General features: G+C 41.1%; 10 protein-coding genes. 9 read left to right on the top strand and 1 reads right to left on the bottom strand.

Translation table 11 applies throughout. From position 1 onward, the window contains the following. The first annotated feature begins 15 nt into the window (after positions 1-15). From JOC78_RS12040 to JOC78_RS12020, 5 genes are all read left to right on the top strand, one after another. On the top strand, positions 16-1,650 hold the full coding sequence (locus tag JOC78_RS12040; RefSeq protein WP_338023202.1) for a glycoside hydrolase family 13 protein: 1,635 nt from the start codon (positions 16-18) through the stop codon (positions 1,648-1,650). Positions 1,651-1,672: 22 nt separating this feature from the next. Then, the gene (locus JOC78_RS12035) at positions 1,673-3,349 is read left to right on the top strand and encodes a glycoside hydrolase family 13 protein (protein ID WP_204556208.1); all 1,677 of its coding nucleotides are present in this window, start codon (positions 1,673-1,675) and stop codon (positions 3,347-3,349) included. Between the two features lie 41 nt (positions 3,350-3,390). Beyond that, a complete protein-coding gene (locus tag JOC78_RS12030) occupies positions 3,391-4,488 on the top strand; it encodes an ABC transporter ATP-binding protein (RefSeq protein WP_204556207.1) in 1,098 nt (365 codons plus the stop codon). Positions 4,489-4,644: 156 nt separating this feature from the next. Beyond that, positions 4,645-5,106 carry a GNAT family N-acetyltransferase gene (locus JOC78_RS12025; protein ID WP_239587137.1) on the top strand — a complete coding sequence of 154 codons (462 nt, stop codon included), beginning with the start codon at positions 4,645-4,647 and terminating at the stop codon, positions 5,104-5,106. A 163-nt stretch (positions 5,107-5,269) separates the two neighbouring features. Then, on the top strand, positions 5,270-6,259 hold the full coding sequence (locus JOC78_RS12020) for a sporulation protein (RefSeq protein WP_204556205.1): 990 nt from the start codon (positions 5,270-5,272) through the stop codon (positions 6,257-6,259). A 122-nt stretch (positions 6,260-6,381) separates the two neighbouring features. Here JOC78_RS12020 and JOC78_RS12015 read toward each other — a convergent pair whose 3' ends face one another. Then, positions 6,382-7,581: an iron-containing alcohol dehydrogenase gene (locus JOC78_RS12015; RefSeq protein ID WP_204556203.1), complete on the bottom strand. Its 1,200-nt coding sequence runs from the start codon at positions 7,579-7,581 to the stop codon at positions 6,382-6,384. Positions 7,582-7,875: 294 nt separating this feature from the next. Between JOC78_RS12015 and JOC78_RS12010 the strand changes: the two genes are divergently transcribed. The 4 genes from JOC78_RS12010 to JOC78_RS11995 all read left to right on the top strand — a co-directional run bounded on the left by JOC78_RS12010 (position 7,876) and on the right by JOC78_RS11995 (position 12,065). Further along, entirely contained in the window at positions 7,876-8,541 is a 666-nt protein-coding gene (locus JOC78_RS12010) for a helix-turn-helix domain-containing protein (RefSeq protein ID WP_204556201.1), read from the top strand. A 46-nt stretch (positions 8,542-8,587) separates the two neighbouring features. Beyond that, positions 8,588-8,899 carry a YnfA family protein gene (locus tag JOC78_RS12005; RefSeq protein ID WP_204556199.1) on the top strand — a complete coding sequence of 104 codons (312 nt, stop codon included), beginning with the start codon at positions 8,588-8,590 and terminating at the stop codon, positions 8,897-8,899. A 188-nt stretch (positions 8,900-9,087) separates the two neighbouring features. Further along, positions 9,088-10,278, top strand: a complete 1,191-nt coding sequence (locus tag JOC78_RS12000) for a beta-ketoacyl synthase N-terminal-like domain-containing protein (RefSeq protein WP_204556198.1) — start codon at positions 9,088-9,090, stop codon at positions 10,276-10,278. Continuing rightward, complete coding sequence (locus tag JOC78_RS11995) at positions 10,278-12,065, top strand: ATP-binding protein (protein ID WP_204556197.1); 1,788 nt, start codon at positions 10,278-10,280, stop codon at positions 12,063-12,065. Before JOC78_RS12000 ends, JOC78_RS11995 begins: the two co-directional genes overlap by 1 nt. Positions 12,066-12,161: the final 96 nt, after the last annotated feature.

Genomic DNA, 12,161 nt, shown 5'->3' with positions numbered 1-12,161 from the left:
GATAGAGGAGGATCAATAATGAAAACGTGGTGGAAAGAGGCAGTTGTTTACCAGGTATACTGGCGCAGCTTTTATGATACAGATGGAGATGGGTTCGGTGATTTAGAAGGTGTGATTGCAAAGCTCGATTATCTAAAAGAGCTAGGTGTCGATGTCATTTGGCTGAATCCTTGCTATGAATCACCTGATGTGGATAACGGCTACGATATTTCAGACTATTATTCGATCATGGAGAAGGCTGGCGATATGGAGACATGGGAGCGGCTGCTTGAGGAAGTACATAATCGCGGGATGAAACTGATTATGGATCTCGTCGTCAACCACACCTCCGATCAGCACCCTTGGTTTCTTGAATCGAAATCGTCGAAAGACCATCCGAAGCGTGATTGGTACATTTGGAAGGATCCGAGAGATGGGAAAGAGCCGAACAACTGGCGCTCTTACTTCGCCCCGTCTGCTTGGGAATACGACGAACAAACGAATCAATACTATATGCATTCATTCGCTGTAGAACAGCCTGATCTCAACTGGGAGAATAAAGAGGTCAGACACGCTATTTACGATATGATGCGTTATTGGCTTGATAAGGGGATCGACGGCTTCCGAATGGACGTCATTAATCTATTAGCGAAAGTAGACGGTTTTCCGGATGCGAAGAAACCGGCGGATCTGCAATACCTTGGGAACAATCCAGGCATCCATGAGTATCTTCAAGAGATGAACCGGGAAGTGCTGTGCCATTATGATGTGATGACAGTCGGAGAAATTCCTTTTGTCACTCCTGAAGACGGAGCGTTATACGTAGGTGAGGATCGTCACGAATTGCACACGCTGTTCCACTTTGAAGTGGCGGATGATATGCCTTCGTGGAATATGAAGCAGTTTAAGGATATTCAAACCCGCTGGTACGAGGGGTTAAAGGGAAAAGGTACAAACTCTCAGTTTTTAAATAATCATGACCATACAAGACAAGTGACGCGCTATGGCAATGACGGAACTTACCGGGAAGAGTCTGCGAAGCTTTTAGCTACCATGATTCATACATTACCTGGCATTCCTTATATTTACCAAGGAGAAGAAATCGGAATGACAGGAGTCCGTTTCGACTCAATCGATGATTATCATGATATTGCGATGAAGAATAAATATAAAGAAGAAGTAGAAAAAGGGCGTAACCCGAAGGAAGTATTTAAAGACTTGCTTCCATTAACGCGAGATAATTCTCGCACGCCTGTCCAATGGAACGCCACGGAGCACGGCGGGTTCACTACCGGAAAACCATGGATGAAAGTCAATCCGAACTATACAACCATTAATGTCGAGGAAAACTTGAAAGAGCCTCATTCTGTTTTACATTATTATCAGCAGCTGATTCGTCTGCGGAAAGAACATCCTGTCATGGTATATGGAGAGTACAATGATCTTTCCATAGATGATGACGCGGTTTATGCGTACACGAGAAAGAATCAAGATACCTGCTGGCTGATCGTTTTAAATCACGCGGATCATGAAAGCCGCTTTCATTGTCCAGAGGAGCTGCTGACAGAAGAACCGCATTTATTACTTGCTAACTATCAAGACGTAACGGAAAAAGAACGGATGGAAGACTTAGTATTACGTCCTTATGAAGCACGAATTTATCAATTGTAAAATGTGACGAGGAGGATCATGTATGAAGAAAATATGGTGGAAAGAATCAGTCGTTTATCAAGTATATCCACGCAGCTTTATGGATAGCAACGGAGATGGAATTGGAGATCTGAAAGGGATCATGTCTAAGTTAGATTATTTAAAAGATCTTGGTATTGAAGTCATTTGGATCTGTCCGATTTATAAATCACCTAATGAAGATAATGGCTATGACATATCAGATTATCAAGACATCATGGATGAATTTGGAACAATGGAGGATTTCGATCTTCTGTTGGAGGAAGCTCACAAACGTGGTCTGAAAATCATCATGGATTTAGTTATTAACCATACATCAGCTGACCATCCATGGTTTATTGAATCTCGCTCAAGTAAAGACAACCCGAAAAGAGACTATTATATTTGGCAGGATCCTAAACCGAATGGAGAAGAGCCGAATAACTGGGAGAGTATCTTTGGAGGATCTGCTTGGGAATACGATGAGCACACAGAGCAATATTACATGCATATCTTCGCTAAACGTCAGCCGGATTTGAACTGGGAAAATCCGAAAGTACGTCGAGACTTATACGACATGGTGAACTGGTGGCTAGATAAAGGCATCGATGGTTTCCGTGTGGATGCGATTTCCCATATTAAAAAGGTTCCAGGATTTCCTGACCTGCCAAACCCGGACAAGAAGCGTTATGTTCCTTCTTATAAAGGGCATATGAACAGAGAAGGCATACATGAATTTTTAGATGAATTGAAAGAAGAAACATTAGATAAATACGATGTGATGACTGTTGGTGAAGCAAATGGCGTGTCAGCAGAAGACGCCGAGCTTTGGGTGGGAGAAGACAAAGGAACATTTAACATGATCTTTCAATTCGATTCACTTGGCTTATGGAAGAAGAACAGTGAGACATCGGTTGATTTGCCAAAGTTTAAAGAATCCTACACGAAATGGCAAAAAGGCTTAGAAGGAATTGGCTGGAATGCTTTGTTTTTAGAGAATCACGATGTACCTCGGTCTGTCTCTATTTTAGGAGATGACACGAAATATTGGGATGTATCTTCTAAAGCCCTGGCGACAATGTACTTTCTGATGCAGGGAACACCATTTATTTATCAAGGCCAAGAAATCGGCATGACGAATGTGCAGTTCTCTTCGATTGACGATTATAATGACGTCGCGATTAAAAACCTGTATAAGCTTGAGAAGGAAAATGGGAAAACACACGAAGAAATTATGGAGATCATCTGGCAGACTGGCCGTGACAATTCACGAACGCCGATGCAGTGGAATGATGAGCCGAATGGCGGTTTCTCTACCGGCACTCCATGGCTGAAGGTGAATCCGAATTATAAAGACATCAATGTCGAAAAAGCAGTCAAAGATCCAAATTCTATTTATCACTACTATAAGAAACTTATTCAATTCCGAAAAGAAAACGAAACGCTTCTGTATGGAGCTTACGATATTATGCTTGAAAATCACCCGCAGATTTATGCGTACACAAGAACATGGGAAGACGACATGATTCTTGTGCTGACGAACTTATCAGCAGAAGAGTCGGTATTTGAAATGCCGAAGTACGTAAAGTATGCGTCTGTTGAGAAATTGTTTGGAAACTATGATGACGAGAAGCAATCCGCGCTTAGCCATATGAAACTTAAGCCTTATGAGGCAGCGGTCTACAGAGTGCACTACAACTAATCACAAGCGTAAAATGCGCAGTATATTAGGAGGCAAGTGAAATGGCGGAATTGAAATTAAACAACATTTATAAAATATATGATAATAATGTTACAGCGGTAAAAGACTTTAATCTTCATATTGAGGATAAAGAATTCATCGTATTTGTCGGGCCTTCCGGCTGTGGAAAGTCAACAACTCTTCGAATGATAGCAGGTTTAGAGGAAATTTCGAAAGGCGATTTCTTTATTGATGAAAAGCGGGTAAATGATGTAGCCCCGAAAGACCGGGACATTGCCATGGTGTTCCAAAACTATGCGCTTTACCCGCATATGACTGTCTATGATAATATTGCCTTTGGATTAAAGCTGCGTAAGATACCAAAGGATGAGATTGACCGAAAAGTACAAGATGCAGCGAAGATCTTAGGGCTGGAACAATATTTAGATCGTAAGCCCAAAGCTCTTTCTGGCGGACAGCGTCAGCGTGTAGCTTTAGGACGGGCGATTGTGCGTGACGCGAAGGTCTTCTTAATGGACGAACCGTTATCCAATCTGGATGCGAAGCTTCGAGTGCAAATGCGTGCGGAAATTGTAAAGCTTCATCGCCGGTTAGATACAACGACGATTTATGTGACACACGATCAGACAGAAGCGATGACAATGGCGACAAGATTAGTGGTTATGAAGGATGGAATCATTCAGCAAGTCGGTTCGCCGAAAGAAGTATACGACAACCCAGATAATGTGTTTGTCGGCAGCTTTATTGGATCGCCATCTATGAACTTCTTTAACGGTACTGTTCAAAACGGTGTATTTGCCATAGGCAATAAACACATTGCGATTCCTGAAGGGAAAATGAAACTCCTTCGTGAAAGAGACTATGAAGGCAAGGAAGTGATTCTAGGGATTAGACCAGAGGACTTCCATAATGAGCAAGTGTTTCTAGACACCTTTAAAGAGTCCGCCATTGAATGCAAAGTTGAGGTGGCGGAGCTGACAGGAGCAGAGAATATTATTTATTCTCAGCTTGAAGGGCAGAACTTTATCGCAAGTGTGGCTGCACGTACAGAGACTCTTGCAGGACAAACCATTGAGCTTGGCATAAACATGAATAAAGTCCATTTCTTTGATAAAGATACGGAAGAGCGGATTCGTTAACTTATACAGTATAAAAGCACGAGCAGAAGCGTGGAAGCGCTGGCTCGTGCTTTTTATTATAAATGGATCGTGACATTGTCATCATGAATCATTCGAATTTCAGTATAATGGTAATACATAAACAAGATCTTCCATTGGATGAAAAGGGGCGGGGTCATGAAAGTAGAAACGGACAGATTAATTGTAATACCGTGTTCGGAAGAAACGATAAAAATGGCTATTCAGCAGAATTACGAAATGGGGCCGCATATCAGGAATCATTTACAGCAGTTACAAGATGATCCGTCATTACTGCTTTGGGGTGTTTGGCTGGTTGTTCGTAAAGAAGATCAAGCCGTCATTGGAGACATAGGCTTTAAAGGGAGGCCAGATGAAGAGCGAATAGTTGAAACAGGCTATGGTTTTCTTGAAGAACATTGGAATAAAGGATATGCCACAGAAGCGGTAGAAGGGCTAGTTCAATGGGCTTTTCAAACTTCAAACGTCGATAAAGTAATTGCTGAAACGGCATTTGATAATTATGGGTCTTTACGAGTGTTAGAAAAGTTAAACTTCAAGAAAGTAAAAGAGCAAGAATCAATGATTTATTGGGAAATAAAAAAGTCAAATGATTCATAAAACTTGAAACAGGCTATTGAACCTAGATTTTAAACAGCTTGTTCTGAAACGAAAGCTTTCTATATATATTGAAAGTGGAAGAACAAGCAGGACATTAATTACAGCCATGAGAATGATAAATGATAAACCTTAACGCAAAAAACACAATAAAAGGGGAAATAAGATGCTTAAGAAATTTTTAGCCAAGTTTGGGAAAGGGGCGGCCACTGTCGACTTGCGCTTCGAGAATCGTCCCTATTTTGCAGGTGAAGCAGTGAATGGTGAAGTGCTTATTCAAGGCGGGGAAGTCGAGCAAAAGATAAATAGTTTAGCCGTTTGTTTCATGCTGACGGCAGCGACGAAGCAAGGGACGGTCAAACGTGAAGTAGCGACAATTCCGCTGAGCGGGGCTCAGTCTATTTTGCCAAAGGAGCAAAAGACCGTTCCTTTTACGTATCGAATTCCAGAAAGTCTGCCTGTTTCTAGAGGCACAATTTCTTACTATTTTGATACCCAGTTAGATATTGAAGGAGGCATCGATCGCTCAGATGTAGATCTATTAACGGTTGAGGTATCTCAACCCGTGCAGTCGATTTTTCGTGCGCTTGGCCAGTTAGGATTCAAGGAGAAATCTGATTCAGGAAAAGTAGATCAATATGGACAAGAGTTTGCCTTTATTCCGACTCAGACTTTTGCAGGTGAAGTGAATGAAATAGAATTGCGTTTTGCTTTAGAAGAAACAGGCGTTCAAGTCTGGCTAGAAGTTGACTGCCGAAGCGGATTTAAAGAAGTCGAGAGCAAACGCGAGTTCTTCCTTGAGCAATCCGTATTGGACGATGAAACACAATTGGCCCAGCTTTTGAAAGAGTACCTGACAGAAACGGTTGAAAATCCGCATGCGTATACTAAGCCGTCTACTTATTCGCACTATCATCGCAAAAGCAGCGGTATGGGCGGAATGGTTGGAGGAATGGCCGTGGGAATTCTAGGCGGTGTACTGTTAAGTGATATGCTGGATGGCTTAGGTGCTGATGAACTGCTGGAGGATTTGGCTGAAGAGTTGGGTTATGAGGAAGAAGAATCGGCTGAAGGTGGATATGAAGAAGAAGCGTCCGGCGGAGAAGATGAGTCAATATTTGACGATTTCTTTGGCGGCGGGGATGATGATTATTGATTAGGGACTGATAGACAGCTAAATAAGGTCAAAGCCTTGACCATAGGACATTAAAAAGTGGGGTGCCTATCGTCAAGGCTCTTATCTAGTTTGTCATGTGTAAGCAGTAAAGGATGCCGAAGCTACGCTTTGATTTGGTGAAAAAGTGTTAATAGATCCTTCCGAGACAGAACTTTAGGGACTGGATATAAAGGGTTTGCTTCTTTATAAGCGCGCTCTACCATTAAAGGAAAATCAGCTTGAATCAAGCCATTTACCTTTTGAGGAATATTCATATCTGCATTGAGCTTTTCAACAGCTTCAATAAATGCATTGGCCTTTTGGGCATTGGAATCTTGCGGCTGGCTTAAACCAATTAGATCGGCAAGTTCCGCTAATGGCTTGTGCACAGATTCTCCGTAATATTTCAGTACATAGGGCAATACAATCGCATTGGCTAATCCATGAGGGGTGGAGTAATATCCCGTAAGTGTATGGGAAATGGCATGGACGTAGCCCACATAAGCTCTAGTAAAGGCAAGTCCCGCCAGATAAGAAGCTTTTTGCATATGGGTACGGGCGGTCAGATTCTCGCCATTTGAAAAGGCCTCATACAGATTGCTGAAGATTAGTTGTACCGCTTCTCTGCTGTATTGCCGCGTTTCATTATTATTGCTTCTGCCAATGTATGCTTCAACCGCATGAGTGAGGGCATCCATGCCTGTCGTAGACGTAAGGTGAGGAGGAAGCTTAACGGTAAGCGATGGATCAAGAACGGCATAGTGAGGAATGAGTACATGATCGTTCAGCGCATATTTTTCCTGTGTGTGTGGATTAGAGACGACAGCCGCAAGCGTTGCTTCACTCCCAGTGCCTGATGTAGTAGGGATGGCTACTAATGGAGGGATCGGCTTTCGTATCTTTAGCTGGCCTTTCATTTTTGGGATGCTTTTTTCTGGTCTGGCTACCCGGGCGCCGACCGCTTTGGCACAATCAATCGAAGAGCCGCCCCCAAAAGCAATGAAGCCTTTGCTTTTGCTAGCATGGTACAGCTTCAGTGCTTCCTCGATATGCTCAATGGTCGGGTTTGGTACGGTTTGATCATAGATCGTATAGTGTATCTCTTCTGCTTCAAGCCCTCTAAGCAATTTATCCATTAATCCAAGTGAAGTAATTCCTTTATCGGTGACAATCAACACGTGCAGCAAACCAATTTCTTTTAAGAGAGCAGGCAGCTGCTTCAAGCTATCCACTCCTTCTAAAACATGTGGTTTTCGCCACGGCATAAAGTGGGAAGCTGTTCTAAATGCTCCTTGATACATTCGGCAATAGACTGGATACATTTGAATCCCTCCTTTTTATATAGGGTCATTTATTTACCCAAAAGACCCAAAAACTATAAGTAGTGTGCTTTAGCTGCTGCGATGGAAAAAGATTAATAGTTAGAAAATTAGCAAAATAAAGAAAAGTGTTCGTTATTTTATTTATAACTAATTCATTTAAGGCATGTCAAGTATAATAGGGGATAGATTGCAGAAGAACCACTTGAATGATAAATATGCAGATGTACAGTTTAACATTCCTACGACATAGAGAATGGTTTGACTTATTGGATATAAAAATGTGGAGGCATGGAAATGAAGCTAACGAACCGCCGTAAACAGTTTTTAGAAGAAATTGTTCATATGTATTCGAAAACGAATGAACCTGTTCATTATTCAGACATTGCTGAAATGATCGGAGTGAGTAAGTGGACGGCCTATGATGTGTTGAAGGAATTAGAAAAACATGATTTCTTGAAACGTACCTATGCGGTGAATCCGAATGAAACAGGAAGGTCGATCGTCGTTTATATTCCCACTGACCAATCAAAGAACCTATTTGCTCAGCAGGGAAAAAGCGCACCTGCTGAAGAAGAGTGGAGCCAGATCAAGAATGAGGTTTTGGCTTTTGTGAGCAGGACAAGCAAAGACGAACAGCCAATCGAGCCATTGTTGAGCATGATGACGAACGTTCATTATAAAGTTGAATTATGCGCCTATTTTATCGGGGTTCTGCTTGTTTACTTGAATAGGCAAGGAAAAACGATTAAAGAGTTAACGGTGAATTTAATCCATGTATCTGACGTGCCGATCATTCAGCTGTCGACAGTAGTAGGAGCGGTCATAGGCATGATTATTGATTCCGCAAGTGAAGAAATCAGCCCGGATATGGTGGATCTTGTAAAGCAGTTTATGAAGGCCTTACAGGAGTTAAATGAAGTGGAATGCCAGTATTTAATTGGTTTTTTGAAAGAGGCTTAAAGGATAGGCCCAATGGAAATAAAGAGAAATTGGAAGGGAGAATGGAATGATTTATACGATTGGCTTATTTGTTTTGGCTGGATTAGCTGAAATTGGCGGAGGCTATTTGATCTGGATGTGGCTTAGAGAAGGTAAGCCAGTTTCCTGGGGCTTGGCAGGAGGGGTGGCTTTGGCTTTATATGGTGTCATTGCAACGTTTCAATCTTTTTCTTCTTTCGGCCGTGTGTATGCGGCTTATGGAGGGGTTTTTATTGTGCTATCAGTTTTATGGGGCTGGGGAATAGATAAAAAAACGCCGGATCTATACGATTGGGCCGGTGCAGCTATTTGTTTACTAGGTGTGGCTGTTATGCTATAGGGACCTAGACATTAAGATGGGAAGCACAGAGAAAAATGAATGTACTACTATCAAAAAATGTCTTATTTTGTCGAATATATCATTTTTTTCTAATAAAGAGGTAATATAGTAGGTGTGTCACAAGAATTATTGAAGAATAACTCTCGCAATATAAAATATGAATGGCATCAACCTGGAGGGCAAAAGTGGTGGAGAATATAGTTGTAACAGGAATGGGCGTGCAGGTGCCAGGAGCCCGTCATATTTCTGCTTTTAAAGACTTATTGTGGCAAAAGGAACGACCCCTACAATTAGTAAAAAATATCGGTACGAAAAAAAATCCTCATTTAGTAATGGGTGTGATAGATGGACCAATATTAGAAGGCCAACAGTTTAAACGCCATTCAAGAGTAAGTAAACTGGCTGTTGCTGCGGCATCCGAGGCTGTGAAAATAGCTGGATTAAAGAAAGATGATCAGCGAAGGTTGTCTGTCATTTTTGGTACATCTGTTGCTGGCTTAACAGAGCTAGAGCAACTTTCTACTCTTGCAGCTTCTCATGATTTTAGAAATTACCCAATTTCAGGTGTGAGTGATGGGAATATCGGATCTGTTTCTTTAGCGGTAGGTACATACCTGCAAGCTAATCACTTACAACTTGTATTGGGAAATACATGCACAGCTAGTACAGATGCTATTGCTTTAGGGAAACAATTGTTAGAACAAAATCTTACTGATGTATGCGTTGTGGGTGGAGCAGAGGCGCCGATTAATCGGACGCTTGTCTATGCTTTCTCAAAAATGAAGGCGTTATCTACAGAGCAGGACATAAAATTAGCGGGCATGCCTTTCTCTAGAAGTGACAAAGGGTTTGTCATATCAGAGGGAGCTGGAGCTTTAGTATTAGAACGTGAAAGTGATGCCCGTCATAGAGGGGCAGCACCTTTAGGAAGAATACAGGAATCCTACTCTAACCATGATAACTTATCTATACTTGAATCAGATAAGACAGGAGAAAAGATGAGCATAGTGCTTGAAAACATCTGTCGTGAATATAAACCAGATTATATAAGCAGTCAAGCACTTGGTCTAATGGAAAATGATATTATTGAAGCTATTGCTCACAAACATTGCTTTTCGGCAGATACACCTATTACGACGATCAAGGGATTAATTGGTCATACATTTGCTGCGTCTGGAGTGATTCAAGCGATTGCCGCTATCATTAGTATGCAGGAAGAATTTATTCCTGCGACAGTCGGTACAGACATGAATGGATTTGAGCATGTACCCGTTGTTTTAGAGAACTGGAAAAAACTGGTGCAATCAGTTGCTATTACTTCCCATGGGTTTGGAGGAAGCAACACTGGGCTTCTATTAACTAGGGAGTACGAGCTGTAATGGCTTTTCTACTACTTATATTATTCTCTGGTTTTCCTTTAATGTCTTTGTTTCTCATCAGTCATTTGAAAAATGGAAAACCGATCACGACAGTATTTTTATTTTTTATGTCAATTACTGCTTGGCAGTTAAGTATCGCTATTCTATTTGGTGTCAATATATTAACCGAGCACACTATTGAACTCTTGTTTCGTTTTTTTCGAATTGGTTCAGTAAGTTTTGTATTTGTCTTGTTCTATTTAGTGTATACGATGCTTTACTTTGAGGGCATGAAATTATCTGCTAGGCAGATGAAGTTTTTTCGAAATATATTCAACAAGAAATCGGTAGGACTATTTCTAGCTTGGACGGTATTTGTTTATGTAGTTGGCTGGACCAATCTCGGAATATCAGGTCTTACCTTACATTACAACGATACCTTAAACGAGTCTTTTTATTATCCTCTATCAGGTGAATGGGGATGGACGTTCAAAGTTCATATCTTATCTATGCTAGTCATTAACTTGATGGCGTTATATCTCGTGAAAAAGATAAAAGATCAAAATATGAAAAGGTTTCTTGCTACGTTTTTATGGGCCTTACTCCCTGCTTATTTATTTGGTGTGGTGAATTTATCTCCTAATAGCTCTTTGGTTCAATCCATTTTCACCTTATTTATTTTAGTGATTGCCATCGTTTTAGGGTATGTGAATATGCACCAGAACATCATCAAAGATTCTAGCGAACGGTTACATTTACAGAGAGCCTTCTTAAAGAAAGTCATAGATATAAATCCGAATTTAATTTATATAAGAGATAGCCGTGGAAATTTCGCAATGGTGAATGAGGCCTTTGCTCAATTTTATGGGATCGATCAAGAAGAGGCTATTGGAAAGAATGAACGCGCTTTTTTAAACCGATCAGCAGCTGGCGAATGGATGGCAGAGGATCTATCCCTCATTCAACAACTGAAAGAGAAACCGTCATATGAAACGACTATAGTAAACAAATATGGGGAAGAGTCGGCTGTTCAAGTGATTAAGAAGCTCATCTATTCTTCTAAAAATCAAGTAGAATTACTTTGTGTAGTGAACGATGTGACTGCGATTAAAGAGAATGAGGAATATCTTAGAAGAACAGAGAAGCTAAATATTGTAGGGCAACTAGCAGCAGGAGTAGCACATGAAATTCGGAATCCGCTTACTTCGTTAAAGGGCTTCATTCAACTGATTAACCAAGAACGACCCATCCAGCCAGCGTATTTAAATGTGATGCTTAGCGAGTTAGACCGTATTGACTATGTAGCAGGAGAGTTAATGATGGTAGCTAAGCCAGAAACATCGAAAGTGGCGACTGTTTCGTTAAATGAACTGCTTGTAGATGTGACAGAACTTCTGACAACGTATGCCGTTATGCATGGAATCTCTATTCAGTTAGAAGAGATAGAAGAGAAATTGTTTATAGAAGCCAGTCTGAATCAAATGAAACAAGTCTTTATTAATGTGATCAAAAATGGGATCGAAGCATCACCGAAAGGGGCATCAATCATCATTCGAGCCAAATCTCTAAACAACGATGCAGTTGTAGAAGTGATTGACGTTGGATGTGGTATTTCGCCAGAACGTATCGAAAAGTTAGGGGAGCCTTTTTTCACCAACAAAGAAAAAGGTACTGGCCTTGGCTTGATGGTTAGTACACGGATTATTAAAGAGCATCATGGTACGATTAAGTACTTTAGTCAAGTGGGGGAAGGAACAACTGTCATTCTTCAATTTCCATTGAAGCAGACACAGCGTGTGATGGATTAAGTTTATAGTGGGAATAACCAATGCGTGGTTTTTCGCACTTTATTTCTACCTTGATATTGAAACGGTCGCGACAAAAACAACCGAAATTCGAGGGAG

The sequence above is a fragment of the Bacillus ectoiniformans genome (genome assembly GCF_016908875.1).
Classification (GTDB): domain Bacteria; phylum Bacillota; class Bacilli; order Bacillales; family Domibacillaceae; genus Bacillus_BX; species Bacillus_BX ectoiniformans.
Note: the sequence above shows the minus strand (reverse complement) of the source record. Positions and strands in the feature narration are given on the sequence as shown.